Here is a 21,066-nt window from a genome sequence, read left to right as displayed (position 1 = left end):
GCCTCAAAAACGCAGCGATAGCTGGAACAGCCACATGTTCCAGCGTCGACTGGTCGCTGATGAATCTGGATTATCCTGAATAGGCAGCCAGCCAGTGCCGTCTACATGGTGGTATTCACCTGCCAGCATAACTTGAGGGTGTGGTGTCCACTGCAGTCCAAAGGTCAGGTCATCTGCAAATTGGGTATGCGCTGGGACGTTCCCCCCGGTGCTTTCCTCGAAAGATTTACCGTTGCGGTCTGCGCGATTGCTTGTGAGGCTGTCGTAACGTACAAGCCATTGCCATTCACTAGCAAAACGCCGCGCGTATTGGATATACCAACTTTCACCAGTGACATCATTTACCCAGCGGTTTTCTACGCCGCCAAGTTTCGTTGGTCTGAGGGCGAATTCACCCGTTAAGCTCCAAAGTTCTTCATTATATTGTATTGAAAACACAACTGGGCGAAACCGAAAAGAGACATCTGTCTGTTCTGAAATGCTTGAATCAAATCGTGCTTTTGCTTGAGCAGTACTCAGTGCTGCAACAATACGACCTCCGTCATGCTCATAACGAATTTGTCCTATAGCTGACTGCTTAGCATCGAGTGTACCTGGTACATCTTCTAGACGAAGCGTGCTTCGTAAGTCCTCTCCTGCTTGAGCTTGGCCGATACCTACCTGCGCTCGAAGGACGCCCGTAGCCAGTCTTTCCTCGTGGTAGAGGCTCACACCATCCCCTGAAAGCCCCAGTGACCGTGTGCGATCAAAGTAAATAGATTGGGGCAGTAGAATGCTAGGACGTGTAAATGCCACATCACGTGTCTGATTATAAAACCCGAAGGGATTTTTGAACCTTCCTAGCTGTACACCAAAGGTACGCTGCTGATTAGACACCATTTGGTAATCAATCAGACCGTAATCCAATTTCGGTTCTACATCGCTGCTTTCACCTCCGGCCCGGCGGCTTAACATCTGAGCAGCAACAAGCACATCCTGATGGGGCCTTAAGGATACATTGAGGCCGACTTCTGTGAATTCGAAGCTGCCTTCATCTCGACTGCTGTGGCCGAAAAAATTGTTATCGTCAGTAATAATCAGTGCTTGGCTAAGAAAGCCGTGCACCTGCAGAGTATCCAGAACGTGTTCATCGCTTTGGGCATGAGCAGAGAAGCCCATCACAACGCCGCTAATTAAAGCGGCAATAGCTCGACATTCATTCCATCGAAATGACTTGGACACTATCATCCAGATACTCCCTTTCAAGATAGCCAATCGCACCGGGTGTCGTGGCAACGCGTTCGCGCATCTCTTCCTGATCGTTTACTCGGTCGGGGGCTTGCCCGGTACCTGAGAAGACCATACGGTCCCAAGCCAACTGAAGTTGGTGCGGGTAGGCAGCCAATTGCTCTTTGGCAAAACGAGCATGCACGGGGTTACTATTACTTAATACGAAAACCCTAACCGCTTGACCATCTGGCCATGTGCGTTGGCGCATCGCGAAAATTGCGCGGGTGGTATCTCGGTTTAGCCAGCGGGTAGTGACTTCAGGGTGAGCCACTAAAAAAATCGGCGCTTCCCTAGCGATGGCATTCGTTGTAGCGAAAGCGAGTCCCACCAACAAAATAAGGGTGGTCACTGCCAGTAAGGCCAATCGCAATAGAGAACCGCTTATAACGGGTGATGGCATTGGCGGTAGCTTACTGGTTGAGTGATGTACGCCAGGTTCAAGCACGGTGCAGTTCTGTTCTGCACATGAAAAGTGTATGAATTGATGACGTGTTCTCCCTTGCAATACTAACGGCACTGTTTTTATATTCAGTTCGAACGATGTAGCTGAAAGATATGCGTTCAAAAGCTGTGCCGTATCGCTACGACGCTTACCCAAACACTACATCAATTCAAGAAAAATAACAGGAAGTTATGTCAACGAACAGCGAGGATAAGTTGTGGCTATTCCATTCCCGTCTGCTTGTACATAATAACGAATCGTCTTTGCGACTCGGCGACTGCTACCATCTTAAAAAGGATCATCCACTATGTTCACCGGCCTAAGTGCTTTTCCGCTAACTCCCATGAATGAGCAGAGCATTAATGAGCATGAGTTTGTCCGCCTAGTCGAGTACTTAGCTGAAGCTGGGGTGGACTCCATTGGCGTGCTGGGCTCGACGGGTAGCTACGCTTATTTAAACCGTGAAGAGCGCGCCCGTGTTGTCCAGCTTAGCGTTGAAAGCGCAGGTGGCATGCCTATTGTCGTAGGCATTGGTGCGCTCCGTACTCGCGATGTGCTGGCTAATGTAGAAAACGCCCAGCAAGCGGGTGCCAGCGGGGTGTTGCTAGCGCCGGTGTCCTATCAAAAACTCACTAATGACGAGGTTTTCGATCTATACGCAACGGTCTGCCAATCGCTGAGTGTGCCGCTATGTGTTTACGACAACCCCGGCACTACCCATTTTGAATTCAGCGATGAGCTGCATGGTCGAATCGCCCAACTGCCCCAGGTTCGCTCTATCAAGATTCCCCCGGTGAACAACGATATTGTAGCGGCAACGGAGCGAGTTACGCGGCTGCGCAAGCTGATCCCCTCTGATGTCACCATCGGCATCAGCGGCGACGCGGCGGCAGCCACCGGCCTCAATGCAGGGTGCGATGCCTGGTACTCGGTTATCGGCGGGATATACCCGAAAGCAGCGCTGGCGCTAACTCGGGCCGCTCAGGCAGGGGAGGCTCAACAGGCCAAAGCGCTTTCAGACGCCCTTGAGCCGCTATGGGCACTCTACCGTGAGTACGGTGGCAGCCTAAGGGTAGCCGCCACCATTGCCGAAGTCACCGGCAAAGTGAGCCACCCGTGCTTGCCGCAGCCGCTTAAAACGCTGCAAGGGGATAACCGCAAGAAAGTGGAACGGGTACTGGAGCAGCTTGGTCTAGAATCTGAAAGTAGCAATTAAAGCCGCGCTATAAAAAACGCCCAGCCATGGCTGGGCGTATGAGCGCTTTCAACGATGCTCACTCAACGAGCTCAATCAGGCGATCAGGATAATTGGTGAACAGGCCGTTGGCGCCCATTTCCATCAAACGCTCCATCTCATCGGTCTCATTAATGGTATAGACGTGTACCGGCAGGCCGTTTTCATTCGCTTGGCGGATGAAGTCGGCATCAATAACTTCGCGGCCATCGTAGATGAAGTTGGTGCCCATACCGACCGCGTAATCCGATACCGCTTGGAAATCCTCATCGGTAATTTCTTCTGGCCCTGGGGTTACACCTGTCCACTCCACTAAGCGTGATGCGTCCTCTTCACTGGGGGAGTACCAAACCAGTTGAATCAGCGGAATATCGTCATTGAGTGCCTGCACTTTTAACAGGCTGTCCTGCTCGAAAGACTGCACTAATACGTGGCCATTCTCGACCATCTCGTACTCTTCCAGTGTTTCTACCAGGGCTTCTTCCAAACCTGGGTTTAGCTGTGGTGACTTGGTTTCAATGTAGTAACGGGCATCGTGACCGAAGCGCTCGAATAGTTCATCCAGCGTGAGAATTTTTGCCCCTTCAAAGCTGTCGTCTGATTTGTCAGCGTTGGCCACATTAAACCAAGTGCCGGTATCCAGCGCTTTCAGCTCTTCCAAGGTGAAGTCATTAATCTTACCTTCACCATCGCTGGTGCGATCAATGGCGTCATCATGGAACACCACCAACTCACCATCGGCGGTGAGTTGGGCGTCCAGCTCTAAGTAATCGACCCCCCACTCATGGGCCAGTTCATAGGCTGCCATGGTGCTTTCCGGCGCGTGACCGCTGGCACCGCGATGGGCGATCACTTGAAATGACTCAAGCTCTTTGAGTTGCTCCTCCAGCGCGGTGGACTCCGCCAGCGCGGTGGTTGTGGCAGCACCAGCAAAAAGCCCCAGTGACATTGTGGCGAATAACGAATGACGTTGCATGAAAGTACCTTAATTGAATGTTCGTTCAATAAGCGTACATGGCCTGAAGCGTTAAAGCCAAATGGCGAGAACTGTTCGGTGATTCATCGAGAGCCTAAGAGAGCAGCCATCAAGCGAATACGCAGCGGGGCTATATAGCCACCTAAGAGCTAAGTACCCACTTTGAGACTCTTCACAAACGCTTGCGCTTCTTTTATAGAGGTCAAACGTACAAATTGAATATGCGCATAGCGTGGATTCACCATATCGGCAAAGTAGCGTTTACGGTTTTGCCGCCACGTTTTTAGTGACCATAGCAGAACCGAATCACGGCTTAGAAATGTTTTGCGGAAGCTCTCGTGATTCCCTGTGCCAGGCCAAAGCTCTTCTTGGCTTATGATGCGTTTAACAGCACGGGTGAGGGCTTGGCTAAATACTCGCCAAAAGGGGTAGTCGATCCACACCACCATATCCACATCGCGCCACTTTATATGCCGAGTGCGGTCAAAATTACCGTCCAGTATCCACTCTTGTGGTGAGGCTGCTAAAGCGTTTTCCAGCTCAGGGAAGAACACATCGTCCGGCGCTCCTTGCCAGTTAGCGCGCCAGAATAATTGATCAAGCTGAACGCATGGGGCGTTCAAAGCGCCTGCGAGCTGCTTTGCGAGGGTGCTCTTGCCGCTGCCACTCGTGCCGACCACATTAATCTTCATGGGAGTTCTCTTTAGGTGGCGCAACATTTTAATGAGTGCACAGAGAGGCAGCAAGGGCACCATACGGTGTCAATGAGTACCCTGGTACCGTGCCGCCACTTTTAGAATGGACGCCCTCTATTGCTCGCCTCAGGGATAGCGCTTTACAGCGGTGCGCTGTTCTCGCAGTGGCAGGGCGATATACTGATAGGAACGCTGGTAAATAAAGAAGTGCGCCGGGTACGTTTAACGATGGTAGCGAAGCCGACGATGTAGAAGGCCTGTTTGGTGAGCTAGATGAGCGTATAAGAGATGTGCGAGTAGGCCCATAAGGTGAAGTGGACCTACTTACCGACAGCCCCGAAGGCAGGCTGCTTCGAGTAGTGCCAGAAAAATAGCTCATGGCCCAGGATGCTATTGTTGACTTGGATGTCCCTCACAGAAAGGAAAGCCCATGATCCATACAGAGCACCATCGATCTCACCGTACCGGTTGGCTGCGAGCCGCGGTGATGGGCGCGAATGACGGCATTGTCTCGACCAGCAGTCTGATACTGGGCGTTGCCGCAGCTAATACCACTCAAGGCGATATTATGCTGGCGGGTATTGCAGGCTTGGTGGCTGGTGCGATGTCGATGGCGGCGGGGGAGTATGTTTCAGTAAGCTCGCAATCGGATACTGAAAACGCCGATCTCGACATCGAGCGCCAAGCATTGGCTGAGCATTACGAACTAGAACAGGACGAGCTCGCCGCTATTTATGAAACGCGCGGCTTGGCACCCGAATTGGCACGACAAGTCGCCGAACAATTGATGGTCAATGACGCCCTAGGCGCCCATGCGCGAGACGAGATTGGCATCACCGACCTCAGTCAAGCGCACCCCCTGCAAGCAGCACTCTCTTCAGCCGCGACGTTCACCATCGGCGCTCTTTTGCCGCTACTGGTCGCTTGGTGGGCGCCTCCCGCGCTGCTTATTCATTTGGTCGCGTTGTTCTCACTGCTCTTTTTGGCCTTGCTGGGCGCTATAGCTGCCCGAGTGGGTGGAGCACCCATCCTAAAAGCTGCGGCAAGAGTGATGTTTTGGGGCGCTCTTGCGATGGCATTAACCTCCGCCATCGGGCATGTGTTTGGAGTGATGGCTTAAATGCCTCAACTGCTGCGGCGTACCATGCTACAGGGTTGAATTTCGCCTAAGTGCCAGCATTGATAGAGGGGTAAGCAATTCACAAGGAGTCGTTATGACAACGTTAGTGATTGGCGCGAACGGACAGATTGGCAAGCAGTTTTGCGAACTGGCCCAAAAAGCGGGCACGCCCATCAAGGCAATGATTCGCAGTGAAGAGCAGGCAGCCTGGTTCAAAGAGCACGGCATTGATACCGTGGTCGCCGATTTAGAAGGTGAGTTTGAGCACGCCTTTGATGGCTGTGACCAAGTGGTCTTCACGGCGGGATCAGGCCCCCACACCGGGCCGGATAAAACACTGATGATTGACCTTTTTGGTGCCATTCGTACCTCCGATATCGCCAAGCAAAAAGGTCTTTCCCGCTACATCATGATTAGCGCTATGCGAGCGGAACAACCACTGGACGCGCCCGAGAAAATGCGCCCCTATATGGCCGCGAAATTTGCCGCCGATGCTCACCTTCGCAACAGTGGTGTTCCCTACGTCATTCTCAAGCCTGGCCGTTTGACCGACGAAGCCGCTAGTCAGCAGTTCGCCAGCTCGTTTGACGAAGCTGGCGATAACCAAATCTCCCGGGCTAATGTCGCTCACGCCCTGCTCCACACAGTGCAGACGTCCAGTTTGAAGAATCAGGAGTACCTACTATTGGATGGTAAGCGTTCAATTGGCGAGATTATTCAGTAGGCAAGTGGCCGACACTCACGCATTAACCCCCTTCATGCCCTCCGGCGTATAGCGCTCACCGGTCACCGGAAGGTCGACGGTGGCGGTTTCCAACTGCTCTTGCTCATCAGTGGTCAGGGTAATGGACGTCGCTGCCGCATTCTCTTCAAGGTAGCGCAGCCGCTTGGTGCCGGGAATCGGCACAATGTTATTGCCTTTGGATAGCAGCCAAGCTAACGATAGCTGCGCCGGAGTGCAGCCTTTGAGCGCTGCCACTTCGCCGATCACGTCGGCGATACGGCGGTTGGCACCCATGGCCTGTTCAGAAAAGCGTGGCAGGTTAGGACGAAAATCGTCTTCGCCGAAATCGCTGGTATCCTGAAATCTGCCCGTCAAAAACCCCCGGCCCAGAGGTGAGTAGGGCACGAAGCCGATGCCGAGTTCCTTGCAGGTGGGCAGTACCGCTTGCTCCACGTCCCGCGTCCACAGCGAATACTCGGTTTGCACGGCGGTAACCGGGTACACCGCATGGGCACGGCGCAGGGTATCAGCGCTGACTTCGCAGAGGCCAATGTGGGCAATTTTTCCCTCTTTCACCAGCTGCCCCAAGCCCTCCATGGTCTCTTCAATGGGGATTTCCGGGTTAACGCGGTGGACGTAGTAGAGATCGATTTGCTCAACACCCAGCCGCTTCAGCGACGCCTCGCAGGCTTGCCGGGCATAGCGGGCGCTGCTGTCCAGGCTGCGTTGGTATTCGCCGGGGTTGCGCACAATGCCAAACTTAGTGGCGATACGCACCCTGGGCTTGTGGCTGGCGAGAAAACGACCAATTAACTCCTCATTATGGTGTGGCCCATACATATCTGCCGTATCGAAAAAGTTGATCCCCAGCTCCACCGCTTGGGCCAATACTCGAAGCGATTCGCTATCGTCTCGGGGGCCATAAAACTCGCTCATTCCCATGCAGCCTAAGCCAATGGCGGAAACGGTTAGGTCGGTTCCGAGTGTACGTTTTTGCATGCTATGTCTCCTGTCATTACTTACGAAACCATGGCTCATCAAGAGATCGTGAGCCGTTTTCGAGCGCTTGTTGAAACGCGCAATAACAGCGTGGCACTATCCAATAATGAAAAAAATGAACGATTTCGGTAAGCCGTTTACCAGTTTTGAAAACCAGATGCCCCGCGGGTGGGTCTGGGATGACACACGAGCCTTTCTGGCGGTGGCCCGCCACGGCACTTTGAGCGGCGCGGCAGCGGAACTCCATCTGGGGATCGCGACGCTCTCCCGGCGTATCGAGCGGCTGGAAAAAGCCTTAAAGCTTCCGTTGTTCGTTCGTCAGCAGTCGGGCTATCAGCTTACCGAGGAAGGGGCCGGGCTAATCGAAAAAGCCGAAGCGCTGGAAGCCGCCGCAGCTGCCTTCTCTAGCGGCGGCGCACTCGCTACGCAACTGAGCGGCAGGGTGCGTTTGGCCACGGCTGAAAACCTTGCCACGTCGTTGATTCTGCCTGCATTGCCACAATTTTATGCTCAGTACCCCGGCATCACACTTGAGCTGGTGACCGATATCTCTACCGTTAATTTGCACCGCCGCGACGCCGATGTAGCACTTAGAATGGTCAAGCCCGAGCGGGGTAATGTCACCCTTCGCCGACTCGGCTCGCTGGGTTTCGGGCTATACGCCAGCCCCAATTATGTAGCGCAGCGTGAGGCTCACCACGATGCTGGCAATTACGACACCGACGCCTTTATCACCTGGGGCGAAACGCAGGCGCACCTGCCTGCCGCTCAGTGGGTTGAGCGGATTCTGCAAGGGCAGGAACCTGCGCTAACTACTACCTCGCTGGCGACCCAGTTAGCGGCGGCGAAAGCGGGGCTGGGGATAGCGGTGTTGCCGCATTTTCTGGCGTTGGAGGCTGGACTGGTGTGTGTCGCTGCGGATATTGGCGTGGATCAGCCCATCTATCTCGTTATTCAGACGGATCTCACCCAATCAGGCCGTACCCGGGCCGTGGCGGACTTTCTGACTGAGCTGGTGGCCAGTAACCGCAAGCGCTTGAGTGGGTGATATAGTCACTAATTACTCACTTTTTATCTTACAGGCCATCCATGACACCCACTGATATTGGCAGCGCCTACGATCAGATCACCCACCTCTGGCAAAGCGACAAATTCAATCTCGCTAACGGGATAGAGGCGCACAAAAGGGCGCTTTCGTTTGTGAAGGGCCGAGGAAAGGCACTCGATATCGGTTGTGGGTGTACCGGCCGCTTTATCGACTTCTTGCAACATGAAGGCTTTACGCCTGAGGGCGTGGATATTTCCGATGAAATGCTGCGCCTCGCTAAGCAGAAGCATCCAGACGTGACCTTTCACCACCAGGATATTTGCCAGTGGCAACCGTCGGCAAAATACGACTTCATCACCGCTTGGGACAGCATCTGGCATATTCCGCTGGCGCAGCAGGAAAGTGTGATGACCAAACTTATCGGAAGCCTGAATAAGGGTGGGGTACTGATCTTCTCTTTCGGCGGTACCGACGAACCTGGTGAGCATACCGATAGTTTTATGGGGCCCGAGGTCTACTACTCTACGCTTGGCACAAACGGCTTCGTATCCTTATTGATGAAGTTAGGCGCGGTGTGCAGACATCTGGAGTACGATCAGCACCCGGAGTTGCATACTTATTTGATAGTGCAGAAAAGGTAGCGTCGTGCTTTTCATCAATTAACTATTATCAGGACTGATCGTAATGTCCGCCGATGGCAAAAATATAAATAGCTTTGTCATCGAACCGGTAGATCAGCCGATCTCTTTGTGAAATGCGCCTTGACCACAAGCCAGAAAGATTGTGTCTGAGTGGCTCGGGTTTTCCGATACCAGCCGTTGGATCGTCAGAGCGGAGCATTTCTTTTAAGAGTTTGCAGAGCGCTTTATGCAGCTTCTTATCTGTTTCACGCATTTTTTCATAGGCTTCCCACGTACGGCCCTCAAATACCAGTGATCTCATTCATCTGCTCATTATCAGGTTGGTATCCTTGACCACGACTATGGGTATCTAGAGAAGCCGCAATTTGTTGCATGAGGTCTCGGTTCTGAAGCACATGCAGTGTTTCTTGCTCTCTTTCCCAGTCCTCAGCGCTAATCACCACAAACGCCTCTCCGGCACGACGGGTTACCTTTAAGGGTTCGTGCTGGCTAATCACTTGTTCTACTACGCTTTTCAGGTTGTCTCTGAATTTGTTAACACTGATAATATCCATAACGTCACCATAATGTACGGAAATTCCGTACAACTATATCTCACTAGCTCCGACAAGGCCAAGCGCAGCGATAGCTTTATCGCTGCGCTTGGCCTAGATTTCCTGAATTCATAGTTGCACGTGCTGGTAATATTGTGCAGCTAATAATACTTTGTCTGAATGATGTTGCTGTCTAAAAATCTGCTAATGGTCGATGTGAATGGTCAGTCCCTCTTTCCCCATAGCAATATGGTCAGCGAGTATATTTTGCTGATACTCCCCACCATTTTGCCGCCGGAATGGAATAGGGGATTCATTAAAAAGATTTTCGAGGCGTAGACGCCAAGCGGCTAGCTCCTTCGCTACGCTGACTTTCGAAAGTTTGCCGGTGCCATACACGGCATGGGTTGGCAGTACATCCATACCTGGGAAAAACAGGGCGCCGTGGGTGATGGGGAATAGCAATTCCTCCAAGGGGCCATTAATACCTCGGGGTGAATAGTCCTCCGCTGGGCCACCCACCATTACCGACAGTAATGCCCGTTTGCCTTTGAGAATACCGTCTCCATAGCGATAACGATTGCCTTCATCTTTGTATCCGTAAGCAAATCCATAGGCGTACACCCGGTCTATCCAGCCTTTGAGAATGGCGGGCATACCAAACCACCACAAGGGAAAGTGGAATATGACGGCGTCGGCGGCAAGCAGCTTGTCCTGCTCTGCGGCGACATCCTGCGTCTGCTGGTGAGTGGCATAGGCGTGCTGCGACTCTTGAATAAAGCCTAGCCGGTCATTATTTATACGGTTGGGGAAATCGTGCTCATCAAACGTCGCTTTCCAACCCATGCCATATAGGTCTGACTGCAGCACGGTTTGGCCTTGTCGCTCCAGTATTTGTACCGTTTCAGTTACGAACCGGCGGGTCAATGATGTGGGCTCTGGGTGCGCATACACAATTAATATGGTCTTGGACACTTTAATGCTCCTACAGGCGAATTTACTTAGTGGATACGCTAGAGATTGTGGGCAAGAATAAGCTATCAATGAAATTAATAGTTTTATGACCTACTATATAAAATATGGATACTAAAAGGCTGGATCTTAATTTGTTGGCGACCTTAGAGGCTTTGCTTGAAGAGCAAAATGTCACGAGAGCCGCCGCACGCCTGCATCTTAGTCAGCCTGCCGTCAGCGCTCAGCTGAGCCGCCTTAGAGATATGTTCAACGACCCGCTGCTAATCCCGGCTCACCGAGGGATGATGCCTACCGCCAAAGCGTTGGAGTTACTTACCCCACTACGTATTGCACTGGATCAGGTGCGAGAGACGCTGATAACGCACCAGCACTTTGAACCTGCCCAAGCGTCGCTGACCATTACGATTGCATGCACCGATTACCTTCAAGCGGTCATTGGTTTGGCGGTCATGAACGAATTAAGGCGTCAAGCACCTGGCATTAGAATCGCCATACGTAGTCTGGAGCCACCCAGGCTGGAAGCTCAAATGGCACGGGGTGAAGTGGATCTTGCACTCATGACACCCGAAGAGGCGCCCAAGGTTTTACGAATCAGGCCGCTGTATGATGAGAACTATGTGCTGGTTGGGTGCTGGAATCACTCACAGCTGAGTGAAGAAATGACGATTGAAGAGTATGTCCAGCTTGAGCACGTAATCGTTTCGCTCAGCGGAGGCGATTTTTCCACTCAGGTGGATCAGGTCTTACAAACATTGGGCTATAGACGCAATGTTGTTCTGTCGACATCTTCATTCCTGTTCGTCCTTGAGATTGTTGCTCACTCACGTTTTGTAGCACTGGTGCCGCGGCGTTTAGTTGCCCAGCGTTCCGACCTTAAAATTGTTGAATCCCCCATTAAATCACTGGGATTCAAAGTCGGTATGGTGTGGCATGAGCGCAATCATGGTCATAGTGCGCATCGTTGGGTGCGTGAGCAAATATCACGTATCCTTTGCGCGAAATAAACGTTGATCAAGCCGTCATATTAGCAGCGTCCAGCCCCAACTCCCGCTTAAGCCACTCTGCCAGTGGCTCGCTTCGGCGCCTATCGGCTTGGCTGGGCAACCACAGGCAGAGGCGAGCAGGGGTTTGGATACTTCCCCAAGGGGCCACCAGCCTGCCACTCCTCAGGTCGTCTTCCACCAATAGCCTCGGCGCGATGGCGATACCCAGGCCTGCCACTGCCGCTTCCATCAAGTAGTAAAGGTGATCGAACCTCTGGCCTCTGCTTAGCGCCGCCTCAAGCTCTGCCAGCTCCAGCCCTTTGGCAGTGGCCCACTGCGGCCACGCCTGGGGGCGGGAAGATGTATACAAGAGCTTATTGGCAAGTAGAGATCCGGGCTTTGTTGCATCGCACTGGGCCGCCAGCTGCGGGCTTGCCACCGCACATATCTGCTCTTCCATCAGCTCGAACACCTCAACACCTGTGGGCCAGGGCGGCTCGGCAAATGCCAGGGTGGCGCTGGCATCCGTTTGCGTGCCCGGCTGCTCGCTTTCACTCACCACTACCTGCAGCTTCAGTTGGGGCAGCTCGCGGTGCAGGCGATCCAGGCGGGGAATTAGCCAGCGCGCCAGCAGGCTGCCAGGGCAGGCCAGGGTGAAGGGCGCCTCTTCGACATCACGCTTGAGCGATGCGCAACTATCTTTCAAGCGTGAGAACGCTTCACCCACACCACTCTGCAGCCGCTCGCCGTGTGGTGTCAGCACAATGCCACGGCCCGCTTTGGTAAAAAGCGCCACGCCAAAATGGTCATCCAAGCTCTTCAACTGGCGGCTAACAGCGCCGTGGGTAACGCTTAGCTCCTCGGCAGCGGCAGTCACACTACCCAACCGGGCGGTGGCTTCAAAGGCGCGCAAGGCGCTAAGCGGTGGCATGCTGTTTTGCATTAATACGTGACTCCAGCTCACATGTTGATGACATCTTATCGATTTTTATCCCGGCCTGCTTGCGCTACTTTCATTGCATTGTTTGATAACGCATTCAGAGGTCGTGATGAATCAACCTGTAGACGTATCCCAGAGCCTGCCCGATGCCAACGGTTTGTTTGGCAACTTTGGCGGCCGCTTTGTCGCCGAAACCCTGATGCCGCTGATTCTTGAGCTGCAAGACGAATACACCACCGCCAAGAACGACCCGGAATTTCAGCGTCAGTTAGCCTACTTTCAGGGCGATTACGTGGGACGGCCAAGCCCGCTCTACTTCGCTGAACGGCTGACCGAGCACTTTGGCGGGGCGAGCATTTATCTCAAACGCGAAGAGCTGAACCACACCGGCGCGCACAAGATCAACAACTGCATCGGTCAGGTGTTGTTGGCCAAGCAGATGGGCAAAAAGCGCATCATCGCGGAAACCGGTGCGGGCATGCACGGAGTTGCCACCGCTACCGTTGCGGCGCGCTTTGGTTTGCCCTGTGTCATCTATATGGGCACCACCGACATCGAACGCCAGCAGACCAACGTGTTTCGCATGAAGCTACTGGGCGCAGAAATCGTTCCAGTCACTTCCGGCACCGGCACGCTCAAAGACGCCATGAACGAAGCGCTGCGCGACTGGGTCACCAACGTTGATGACACCTTCTACATTATTGGCACCGTGGCTGGGCCGCACCCGTACCCCGCCATGGTGAGAGACTTCCAGGCCGTGATCGGTCATGAAACCCGTGCGCAAATGCTGGAAAAGAAAGGGCGCCTGCCGGATTCGCTGGTGGCCTGCGTGGGCGGCGGCTCTAACGCTATTGGGCTGTTTTACCCGTTCCTCGACGACCCAGACGTGAAGATGATTGGCGTGGAAGCGGGCGGAAAGGGTGTTAAAAGCGGCTTGCACGCGGCCAGCCTGAACGGCGGCACCCCCGGCGTGCTGCACGGCAACCGCACCTATCTGCTGCAAAACGAGGACGGCCAGATTATCGACGCTCACTCAATTTCCGCCGGGCTGGACTATCCCGGAATCGGGCCAGAGCACGCATGGTTGCACGAACAGGGGCGGGTTGAGTACGTCTCTGCCACTGACGACGAAGCGCTGGAAGCCTTCCAGATCTGCTGCTGCCAGGAGGGCATTATTCCTGCTCTGGAGACCGCCCATGCCCTGGCCGAAGTGGGCAAGCGTGCCCCAAGCCTACCCCGCGAGCACTTGATGGTGGTCAACCTCAGCGGCCGTGGTGACAAAGACATGATGAGCGTGGCCCATCACTTGGGCGATAAATTCGGAGTGAAAAGTTTATGAGCGCGATACAGGACAACGCAATGAACGATGTTATGAATCAGGCCATGAAAAACACGTCTCGTCTTGAAAGCTGCTTTGCCGTACTCAAGCAGCAAAACCGCCCGGCGCTGGTCAGCTATCTCACCGCTGGCGATCCGGATGCCGAGACCTCCCGCCGCCTGTTGCACGGGTTGCCAAAAGCGGGGGTGGATATCATCGAACTCGGCATGCCGTTCAGCGACCCCATGGCCGATGGCCCCGCCATCCAGAAAGCCGCGCTGCGTGCCTTGAATAATGGCCAGACCCAAGTCAAAACGCTGGAAATGGTGCGCCGCTTCCGTGAAGAAGACAGCACCACGCCCATTGTGCTGATGGGCTACTACAACCCCATTTACTGCTACGGCGTCGAGCGTTTCTTGACCGATGCCGCCAAGGCCGGAGTAGACGGCCTAATCGTGGTAGACATGCCGCCCGAGCACGACGAAGAGCTCTGCCAGCCAGCGGCGCAACACGGCATTGATTTTATTCGCCTGGCCACGCCGACCACCGATGCCAAACGCCTGCCCAAGGTGCTGGCGAACGCCTCCGGGTTTATCTACTACGTTTCCGTGGCGGGTGTCACCGGAGGCAGTGCTCCCACCCCAGAACGGTTGGAAGGCGCAGTAGCCGAGCTTCGTGAACATACTGAACTGCCCATCGCAGTTGGTTTTGGCATCCGTACAGCCGAACAAGCGGCCATGATGGGCCGCTTCAGCGATGCAGTCGTCGTCGGTTCTGCACTCGTTGACTGTATCGAAAATGCCAACACGCCTGATGAAGCTGTGGAGCGTGTGCATGGCCTGGTAAGTGAACTGGCGGAAAGCGTCAGGGCTTGCCGGGAGGTGGTTGAGCCGCAAGTTTGCTGATCAGGGTATACGTCCCTTGCTTACCGATTAACGCTGCTGTTTGGAAATGTATCGCCTCTGTTGGGTATCAAAGATTGAGCCAAGCCTTCGTGAACAGCTAATCTAAGCAATTGGGCATACAGTCTAATGCTAATGAAGGGCTTTGCTGCGAGCCTAGAGAGGCGATTTTCATGAACCTGACCACGCTACTGCTGTTTATTCCGGCCTGCTTCGCTCTCAATATGGCGCCAGGGCCTAACAATCTGCTGTCACTGACCAATGCCAAGCGCTATGGCGTTAGGGCCGCTTGTCTAGCAGGTATTGGGCGGTTGGCAGCCTTTGTTGGCATGATTACGCTGGCTGCTACCGGTTTGGCTACGCTGCTTTACACCTCTGAAAAGATTTTCCTGGTCATCAAGGTAGTGGGTGGCCTCTATCTGTTATGGCTGGCGTATCAATTATGGGGTGCCGACAGCGCTGAAAACGATGACGGAGACACCCAGCCCAAGAGCCTGTTTGAGCTGGCGCGACAAGAGTTTCTGCTTGCCGCCGGTAACCCAAAAGCCATCCTGATTTTTACTGCATTCCTGCCGCAGTTTGTGGAGCCCAGCGGCAATGTAGGGCAGCAATTTATAGTGCTAGGTGCGCTGTTTTTGCTGCTGGAATGGGTAGCGATTGCCGGTTACGCCTATGCAGGCAGCTTTTTAAGCCACTGGTTTTCACGCCCCGCCATGCGGCGTTTATTCAACCGCGGCTGCGCAGGCTTATTAGCCAGCGCAGGGGTAGGGTTATTATTGTCTAAAAAAGAGTGATAACGCTTTTGCGCTCGGGGATGAAGTGAACAAAATATTTGTATGCGAGGCGTGTTGAAATGAAACCCAGAGGCACACGCGGCACCACTATCGCACTCGCTCAACTACCCGTAGTAAAAGGTGCAGTGGCCGAGAACCTTGAAATGCACCTTGCCTATATTCAGGACGCCGCCGAGCGAGGGGCTGATCTAGTGGTGTTCCCTGAGCTTTCTCTGACTGGCTATGAGCTTGAGCTACTAGAACAGCTAGCGCTGCCGAAAGATTCAGCGGTGTTCGACACACTTTCCACAGCCGCCGTTGCCCATAATATCGTCGTGATAGCAGGCTGTCCGCTCGTTAGTGAAGGCAAAAAACCGCAGATAGGGGCGGTTATCTGCTTCCCCAACTGCGAGCGAGCATTCTACGCAAAGCAGTACCTGCACGAAGGGGAAGCGGTTTACTGTTCGACTGGCAACGAAAGTTATCTATGTACGGTTAACGGTACTCGAATAGCCTTGGCCATCTGTGCAGACTTCGCCAATCCCTCCCATGCAGAAGCAGCCGTCGCCCAGCAAGCGGATGTGTATATCGCCAGCGCGCTGATATCTGAAGCAGGGTACGAGGTCGATGCGCAGCTACTTGCCTCTATGGCGAAACGCCACCAGATCCCGGTGCTACTTGCTAACCACATCTCCAACACAGGTGGCTGGCAAACCTGCGGTAAAAGCGGCGGCTGGAATGCGGATGGTGAACTCGCGATCACGGCTGATGGCACTGAAGCCTGCATTGTAATTTGCGCTATAAACGGAGGCGCACTCGACGCCTCGCTAGTGACCAATTTACCTATCGAAGACAGCTGCCCATTGGGCTAGCCCGCCCGCTCTATGATGGGTGCGCGTCAAGCGAATCCGCCGGTGCCTCGCGGCGGTCATTCATTCCGTAGTCCCGGATGACGGAAGCGACGCGGAGTCGGTAGTCGGCAAAGATATCCTGCCGGCCTGCTTTCTGGACGGAGCGGTGAGGTCCGAACGTTCGCCACTGCGTCACGGCTTCTTCGTCCCGCCAGAAGGAGAGCGACAGGATCTTTCCAGGATGTGTGAGGCTCTCGAAGCGCTCAATCGATATAAAACCGTCGATATCTTCTAAATGTTGACGCAGTGCGCTGGCAGCGTCCAGGTAGTCCTGTTTTCGATCCGAATGCGGTAGCACTTCAAATATCACGGCGATCATAAAACACTCCAAGGATAGATAGATTCAACGCCCAGTGTGCCGTCCACCACCTCAACGAAACTGCGCTCCTCCTTGAGAATAAACTTCTTCTCTTGAGCCATGATGAAGTTCTCATGCCCGCCTTCGTCAGACTTTAGCCGGGCGCGGTAGGCCTCATAGGTAGCCAGGCTATCGAATGCGATTAGCCCCCAGGCAATATTATTAGTGCCCTCGTAGGGAAGAAAATAACCGATAAGGTGGCCACCGCACCGGGGGATGATTTGCCCCCAGTTCTCGGCGTACGCCTTGAAGGTGTCGTGTTGGAAGGGATCGATCTCGTAGCGGATAAAGCAGGTAATGCTCATGGGGGCTCTCCTTTGAACGGTAGCTAGGACGATACCGCGTTGTCGGCCCCAGGTGGTTCGACTAGAATCGAACCATGAGTGAAGGCCCTAACATTGTGCGCGTTGCAGCGCTTATCGGTGATAACGCCCGGGCGGAGGTCCTCTCCGCCCTGATGTCTGGTCGTGCGCTGACGGCGACCGAACTGGCGGACACGGCCGGAGTTACCAAGCAGACCATCAGTTTTCACCTTGGCAAGCTGCTAGACGCAGGGCTGATCACGGTTGAGCAGCAGGGCCGACACCGCTACTTCAGACTGGCGGGGCCGGATATTGCTAACCTCCTGGAGACACTGATGGGCCTCGCTGTCCACAGTGAGGGGAGCCGCCTTTTTACCGGGCCACGCGATCCCGCCCTGCGCAAGGCCCGTATCTGTTACGACCATCTTGCCGGGGAGTTGGGTGTTTCAGTGTATGAACATATGCTGCGAACGAACATCCTTCATCAACACCCGGGAGGGCTACAGCTCACTGAGCAGGGAAGGGTGTGGTTTAATCAATTTGGCATCGATACAGACGCGCTTGCTTCTTCAAAACGCTCATTTTGTAGGGAGTGTCTCGACTGGAGCGAGCGCAGGCATCATCTAGCGGGCGCGCTTGGCAGTGCGCTGCTTACCCGAATTCAGGAGCTTGGTTGGGCAAAGCGAGAAAAAAATTCTCGCGTTATCGTATTCAGCGCCCAAGGGGAGAAGTTGCTTTGGGCAATGCTCGAACCGCAGAGTGCGCCACCGGTTTCAGCCCAACAAGCCGCTGTCATCTTTTAAGATTCTATAAAACTGAGAGAAATAATGGGAAAGCTCTTTTCACTGGTTGTATTGTTAGCGCTTGGCTATGCCGGTATCTACTTCTATTACGGCGTTGTCGTTGAGCGGGAAGTTCAGCAGCAGCTGGATGACCGCGGCCTCTCTGCCGTCAGCGTGGATAACATTGAGTATGGGGTGCTGGCGCCTATTAACACGATCGCGGATCTCGAAGTAACCGTCACTTATCGCGGCTCTCAAGCGACGCTGGATTTGATAGTCAAGGGTCATCCCTTATTCTCTGACGAGGTAAGTGTCGAGTTCGATGGGCTGCAAGCTCTGCGCTTAGGCATCGGCTTCGGCCAATAGATAACGCCTCTGTCGTCTGAAAAAAACAACTAAGGAGCAGGCTATGAACCAGCATGAAAAGCTCAACTACGCCGAGTTTGCCGCGAAAGATTTAGCTGCAACAAAAGCGTTTTTCTCGGCGGCGTTTGGTTGGGAGTTTGTCGATTACGGCCCTGAATACACCGCGTTTTCCAACCAAGGGCTGGATGGCGGCTTCTACCAAGCGGATGCCTGTAACCAAACCTCAAGCGGTGGCGCACTGCTGGTTTTCTACAGCGCTGACATTGACGCAACGCTTAACAAGGTTGAGAAGAGCGGAGGCGAAATCATTCGGCCCATTTTTGAGTTTCCCGGCGGCTGCCGTTTTCACTTTCAGGAGCCCAGTGGCAACGAGTTTGCGGTCTGGTCGGAGTTGCGCCCCTAATCAAACAGTCAGGTTAGAGAGCCATAGATGTGAGCGGCACCCACACATGCTCATAGCCAATCGATAACGCCACGGCTATCAGCAACCCTGCCATCACCCAATTGAAGCGCTTAACGATGTTGGCGTTTCCAATACGCTGGCCCACTAAACTGCCGATCACGATATAACTGCCAGGCGCGCCAGCGGCCAACATCGCCAGCCCTAACGCCCAAACCACTAAGCTAATCCCCTCAATACCCGCCGCAGGAAACTGCAGTGTGGCAATGGGCAGGGTGGCCAAAATGGCTTTGGGATTAAGCAACTGCATGACCAGCCCATCACGATAACTGACTAGCCGAGGGGCGTTGTCTGGCTCGCTTATATCAACACTTGAACGGGCAATCTTGCTCGCGAGATAAACAATATAGCCGCAGCCCAAGGCACTCACCATAATGAGTGCTTCATCATCGATCCATGCAGCACCCGCCCAACCTAATACTAATAAGTACGCCAGCATCGCAGTACCCACGCCAAGGCAAAACCCAACCGACTGCCTGGCTTGCCCATTGATGCCAATATTCAAGCCAAGCAGATTCACAGGCCCAGGCGAATACATAGCGCCTAGGGCATAGGCGACAATTCCTAACATGATGAAATCTCTATTTAGGTGTTTAGGTGTTTAGGTGTTAGAGCGCAATATCACGCTGGTACTGGTGGGGCGTCATGCCATAAATGCGCTTAAAGCGGCGATTGAAATGGCTGAGATCGGCAAACCCATAGCGCAAAGCGACCTCCGTTAGGGAAGCGCCTAGGTCTAGCGCCGAACGGGCCGCATTGATTCGGCAATTAATCACATATTGATGCGGCGTGATGCCGTAATGCTGACGAAACAAGCGTAAGAAGTGGTACTTGGAGATATGCGCCGCTTGGCTGATGTCATCCAGGGAGATATCCGTATCCAAGTGGGCGTGAATATACTCTTTTGCCAGGCCCAGCAGCGCATCGGGGCGGGTGAGCACCTGGTTGGGCTGAGAAATCCCGCCGAGTTGCACGGTTCGCTCGATTACCTGATAAAGCGCATTCTCCTGATCGATACAGCTACCAGAGTGAGAAGTGACTAAGCGCGCCAGTTCCAAAATGGCATTGCGTAGCCGAATGTCCTGAATAAGCGTGTTATGTGAACGAAAGTCAGCTATGTGCTCATGTCCCAGGGCATCAGCAAACAGAGGCTTAACCTGCTCGGGGTGCGCATACACCATCAGGTAATCCAGCGCGTGCTCTCCGCCCGGTTGGCCGTCGTGAACTTCCTCTGGATTGAACAAAATAACGTTGCCCGGCGGGCTACGATGAAACTGCCCGCCGCTGAAGAAATCCTGACGTCCCGCCAGCGTTACGCCGAAGGCATACTCCTCGTGGGCATGGCGGTCGTAGCTGAAATCTTCAATGGCCGCATGAAGCACCGTCAGCGTTGGCACGTGCTGGCTCTTGATGAATTGAAATCGGCTCGCGTTACTCATGCCGCCCCTCCTGATTAGTCACACTACAAGCTTATGCCAGCACTGCCCCCTAATGCTTGTACATAATTGCTAATCAGCAGCGACAACGAACGGGATAGCGTTTTACATCGGTGCCTGCTTACGTGCCAGCACCAGCAGTAATACAAGCGCGAAGGAAGCGGCTGTCAGCAAGGTGCTGATGGCGGCAATGGTCGGGTCGATCTCGTCGCGCAGCGCAGTGAACATGCGTACGGTCAGGGGTTGGTTCTGGCCACCCGAAATGAAGAGCGCCACCATGGTTTCGTCCAGGGCCTGGATGAACGCAAAGATCGCCCCGGTTACCACACTCGGCATGATCTGCGGCAGGGTGACGCTCATGAAGCTACGGAAACGATTCATACCCAGGCTTCTAGCGACCATCTCCTGGGTCTGATCGAAACCGTGCAGGCCTGCGGTTACCGCGGTGATCACATAGGGCAGCGCCAGCATCACGTCCGCCATGATCAAGCCGGGAATGGTGTAAAGCATTCCCGACAGGGCATAAATGAAGAACACCCCGGTGGCGACAATGATGATCGGCACGATCAAGGGCAAAAGAAGTACGATCTTCAGATAGCGCATAAGCCAGTGTGTCGAACTATTGATGGCATAAGCCGCCGCCACGCCGATCGGTGTCGCGATCAATGCCGTGGAGAACGCCACGATCAGGCTGGTTTTTGCGGCAGACATCCACCCGGGATTATTGAAGAAGGTGTCATACCAGCGAAATGAGAAACTGTTGGGCGGAAAGGAGAGGAAACGGCTGTCCGAGAACGACATGGGCACAACGATTAGCAGTGGCAGGATCAAGAAGATCAGCACCACGACCACATAGCCAATAAAACTTATTCGACACAA

At 53.9% G+C, this 21,066-nt stretch carries 28 protein-coding genes; 14 read left to right on the top strand and 14 right to left on the bottom strand.

Going from position 1 to position 21,066, the window contains the following annotated elements; translation table 11 throughout:
* Positions 1 to 3: 3 nt before the first annotated feature.
* Positions 4 to 1,227: a hypothetical protein gene (locus U738_RS19735; protein WP_197671982.1), complete on the bottom strand. Its 1,224-nt coding sequence runs from the start codon at positions 1,225 to 1,227 to the stop codon at positions 4 to 6.
* Positions 1,196 to 1,669 (bottom strand): hypothetical protein, encoded by a 474-nt coding sequence (locus U738_RS19730; RefSeq protein ID WP_197671983.1) that lies wholly within the window; start codon positions 1,667 to 1,669, stop codon positions 1,196 to 1,198. Before U738_RS19730 ends, U738_RS19735 begins: the two co-directional genes overlap by 32 nt.
* A 349-nt stretch (positions 1,670 to 2,018) precedes the next feature.
* Between U738_RS19730 and U738_RS19725 the strand changes: the two genes are divergently transcribed.
* Positions 2,019 to 2,927: a dihydrodipicolinate synthase family protein gene (locus U738_RS19725; RefSeq protein ID WP_035584488.1), complete on the top strand. Its 909-nt coding sequence runs from the start codon at positions 2,019 to 2,021 to the stop codon at positions 2,925 to 2,927.
* Positions 2,928 to 2,985: 58 nt separating this feature from the next.
* Here the strand turns inward: U738_RS19725 and U738_RS19720 are convergent, their stop codons facing one another.
* Together U738_RS19720 and U738_RS19715 are read right to left on the bottom strand one after the other, a co-directional pair.
* Positions 2,986 to 3,921 (bottom strand): glycerophosphodiester phosphodiesterase family protein, encoded by a 936-nt coding sequence (locus U738_RS19720; RefSeq protein WP_035584485.1) that lies wholly within the window; start codon positions 3,919 to 3,921, stop codon positions 2,986 to 2,988.
* Between the two features lie 149 nt (positions 3,922 to 4,070).
* A complete protein-coding gene (locus U738_RS19715) occupies positions 4,071 to 4,613 on the bottom strand; it encodes an adenylate kinase (RefSeq protein ID WP_035584482.1) in 543 nt (180 codons plus the stop codon).
* 120 nt (positions 4,614 to 4,733) lie between these two features.
* On the opposite strand from U738_RS19715, the gene U738_RS23645 reads away from it, so the two are divergent.
* From U738_RS23645 to U738_RS19705, 3 genes are all read left to right on the top strand, one after another.
* The gene (locus U738_RS23645) at positions 4,734 to 4,868 is read left to right on the top strand and encodes a PQQ-dependent sugar dehydrogenase (RefSeq protein ID WP_231896821.1); all 135 of its coding nucleotides are present in this window, start codon (positions 4,734 to 4,736) and stop codon (positions 4,866 to 4,868) included.
* 178 nt (positions 4,869 to 5,046) lie between these two features.
* Positions 5,047 to 5,736, top strand: a complete 690-nt coding sequence (locus U738_RS19710; RefSeq protein WP_035584480.1) for a VIT1/CCC1 transporter family protein — start codon at positions 5,047 to 5,049, stop codon at positions 5,734 to 5,736.
* Positions 5,737 to 5,830: 94 nt separating this feature from the next.
* The gene (locus U738_RS19705; protein ID WP_035584477.1) at positions 5,831 to 6,460 is read left to right on the top strand and encodes an SDR family oxidoreductase; all 630 of its coding nucleotides are present in this window, start codon (positions 5,831 to 5,833) and stop codon (positions 6,458 to 6,460) included.
* 15 nt (positions 6,461 to 6,475) lie between these two features.
* On the opposite strand, the gene U738_RS19700 is transcribed toward U738_RS19705, so the two are convergent.
* On the bottom strand, positions 6,476 to 7,459 hold the full coding sequence (locus U738_RS19700) for an aldo/keto reductase (protein ID WP_035584474.1): 984 nt from the start codon (positions 7,457 to 7,459) through the stop codon (positions 6,476 to 6,478).
* 106 nt (positions 7,460 to 7,565) lie between these two features.
* On the opposite strand from U738_RS19700, the gene U738_RS19695 reads away from it, so the two are divergent.
* Together U738_RS19695 and U738_RS19690 are read left to right on the top strand one after the other, a co-directional pair.
* Positions 7,566 to 8,507, top strand: a complete 942-nt coding sequence (locus U738_RS19695; RefSeq protein ID WP_035584471.1) for a LysR family transcriptional regulator — start codon at positions 7,566 to 7,568, stop codon at positions 8,505 to 8,507.
* Between the two features lie 41 nt (positions 8,508 to 8,548).
* Positions 8,549 to 9,148: a class I SAM-dependent methyltransferase gene (locus U738_RS19690; RefSeq protein WP_035584468.1), complete on the top strand. Its 600-nt coding sequence runs from the start codon at positions 8,549 to 8,551 to the stop codon at positions 9,146 to 9,148.
* A gap of 28 nt (positions 9,149 to 9,176) precedes the next feature.
* Here the strand turns inward: U738_RS19690 and U738_RS19685 are convergent, their stop codons facing one another.
* The 3 genes from U738_RS19685 to U738_RS19675 all read right to left on the bottom strand — a co-directional run bounded on the left by U738_RS19685 (position 9,177) and on the right by U738_RS19675 (position 10,656).
* Positions 9,177 to 9,449 carry a Txe/YoeB family addiction module toxin gene (locus tag U738_RS19685; protein WP_022522593.1) on the bottom strand — a complete coding sequence of 91 codons (273 nt, stop codon included), beginning with the start codon at positions 9,447 to 9,449 and terminating at the stop codon, positions 9,177 to 9,179.
* On the bottom strand, positions 9,430 to 9,702 hold the full coding sequence (locus U738_RS19680) for a type II toxin-antitoxin system Phd/YefM family antitoxin (RefSeq protein ID WP_035584465.1): 273 nt from the start codon (positions 9,700 to 9,702) through the stop codon (positions 9,430 to 9,432). The genes U738_RS19685 and U738_RS19680 overlap by 20 nt, the downstream gene beginning before the upstream one ends.
* 183 nt (positions 9,703 to 9,885) lie before the next feature.
* Positions 9,886 to 10,656, bottom strand: coding sequence for an NAD(P)H-dependent oxidoreductase (locus U738_RS19675; RefSeq protein WP_035584462.1), 771 nt, complete (start codon positions 10,654 to 10,656; stop codon positions 9,886 to 9,888).
* A 131-nt stretch (positions 10,657 to 10,787) separates the two neighbouring features.
* Between U738_RS19675 and U738_RS19670 the strand changes: the two genes are divergently transcribed.
* Complete coding sequence (locus U738_RS19670; protein ID WP_231896822.1) at positions 10,788 to 11,660, top strand: LysR family transcriptional regulator; 873 nt, start codon at positions 10,788 to 10,790, stop codon at positions 11,658 to 11,660.
* 7 nt (positions 11,661 to 11,667) lie between these two features.
* Here U738_RS19670 and U738_RS19665 read toward each other — a convergent pair whose 3' ends face one another.
* Entirely contained in the window at positions 11,668 to 12,582 is a 915-nt protein-coding gene (locus U738_RS19665) for a LysR family transcriptional regulator (RefSeq protein ID WP_035584456.1), read from the bottom strand.
* A gap of 106 nt (positions 12,583 to 12,688) precedes the next feature.
* Between U738_RS19665 and trpB the strand changes: the two genes are divergently transcribed.
* From trpB to U738_RS19645, 4 genes are all read left to right on the top strand, one after another.
* The gene (trpB, locus tag U738_RS19660; protein WP_035584453.1) at positions 12,689 to 13,918 is read left to right on the top strand and encodes a tryptophan synthase subunit beta; all 1,230 of its coding nucleotides are present in this window, start codon (positions 12,689 to 12,691) and stop codon (positions 13,916 to 13,918) included.
* A 44-nt stretch (positions 13,919 to 13,962) separates the two neighbouring features.
* Positions 13,963 to 14,802 (top strand): tryptophan synthase subunit alpha, encoded by an 840-nt coding sequence (trpA, locus tag U738_RS19655; RefSeq protein WP_035585676.1) that lies wholly within the window; start codon positions 13,963 to 13,965, stop codon positions 14,800 to 14,802.
* Between the two features lie 170 nt (positions 14,803 to 14,972).
* Positions 14,973 to 15,593 (top strand): LysE family translocator, encoded by a 621-nt coding sequence (locus U738_RS19650; RefSeq protein WP_035584450.1) that lies wholly within the window; start codon positions 14,973 to 14,975, stop codon positions 15,591 to 15,593.
* A gap of 59 nt (positions 15,594 to 15,652) precedes the next feature.
* On the top strand, positions 15,653 to 16,444 hold the full coding sequence (locus U738_RS19645; RefSeq protein ID WP_035584447.1) for a carbon-nitrogen hydrolase family protein: 792 nt from the start codon (positions 15,653 to 15,655) through the stop codon (positions 16,442 to 16,444).
* A 10-nt stretch (positions 16,445 to 16,454) separates the two neighbouring features.
* Here the strand turns inward: U738_RS19645 and U738_RS19640 are convergent, their stop codons facing one another.
* Positions 16,455 to 16,802: an antibiotic biosynthesis monooxygenase family protein gene (locus U738_RS19640; RefSeq protein WP_035584443.1), complete on the bottom strand. Its 348-nt coding sequence runs from the start codon at positions 16,800 to 16,802 to the stop codon at positions 16,455 to 16,457.
* Positions 16,799 to 17,146 (bottom strand): NIPSNAP family protein, encoded by a 348-nt coding sequence (locus tag U738_RS19635; protein WP_035584440.1) that lies wholly within the window; start codon positions 17,144 to 17,146, stop codon positions 16,799 to 16,801. The genes U738_RS19640 and U738_RS19635 overlap by 4 nt, the downstream gene beginning before the upstream one ends.
* 74 nt (positions 17,147 to 17,220) lie before the next feature.
* On the opposite strand from U738_RS19635, the gene U738_RS19630 reads away from it, so the two are divergent.
* From U738_RS19630 to U738_RS19620, 3 genes are read left to right on the top strand one after another with little or no spacing between them, the layout of a single operon-like run.
* Positions 17,221 to 17,946 (top strand): ArsR/SmtB family transcription factor, encoded by a 726-nt coding sequence (locus U738_RS19630; RefSeq protein WP_035584438.1) that lies wholly within the window; start codon positions 17,221 to 17,223, stop codon positions 17,944 to 17,946.
* A 24-nt stretch (positions 17,947 to 17,970) separates the two neighbouring features.
* Positions 17,971 to 18,291 (top strand): hypothetical protein, encoded by a 321-nt coding sequence (locus tag U738_RS19625; protein ID WP_035584434.1) that lies wholly within the window; start codon positions 17,971 to 17,973, stop codon positions 18,289 to 18,291.
* A 43-nt stretch (positions 18,292 to 18,334) separates the two neighbouring features.
* Positions 18,335 to 18,694, top strand: coding sequence for a VOC family protein (locus tag U738_RS19620; protein WP_035584432.1), 360 nt, complete (start codon positions 18,335 to 18,337; stop codon positions 18,692 to 18,694).
* A 13-nt stretch (positions 18,695 to 18,707) separates the two neighbouring features.
* On the opposite strand, the gene U738_RS19615 is transcribed toward U738_RS19620, so the two are convergent.
* From U738_RS19615 to U738_RS19605, 3 genes are all read right to left on the bottom strand, one after another.
* Positions 18,708 to 19,322, bottom strand: coding sequence for a LysE family translocator (locus U738_RS19615; protein WP_035584429.1), 615 nt, complete (start codon positions 19,320 to 19,322; stop codon positions 18,708 to 18,710).
* 37 nt (positions 19,323 to 19,359) lie between these two features.
* Positions 19,360 to 20,190, bottom strand: a complete 831-nt coding sequence (locus tag U738_RS19610) for a helix-turn-helix transcriptional regulator (RefSeq protein ID WP_035584426.1) — start codon at positions 20,188 to 20,190, stop codon at positions 19,360 to 19,362.
* A gap of 102 nt (positions 20,191 to 20,292) precedes the next feature.
* Positions 20,293 to 21,066, bottom strand: a complete 774-nt coding sequence (locus U738_RS19605) for an ABC transporter permease (protein ID WP_197671984.1) — start codon at positions 21,064 to 21,066, stop codon at positions 20,293 to 20,295.

The sequence above is a fragment of the Halomonas sp. TG39a genome (assembly GCF_000744395.1).
In the GTDB taxonomy this organism is placed as follows: domain Bacteria; phylum Pseudomonadota; class Gammaproteobacteria; order Pseudomonadales; family Halomonadaceae; genus Vreelandella; species Vreelandella ventosae_B.
This window is presented reverse-complemented; position numbering and strand designations above follow the sequence as displayed.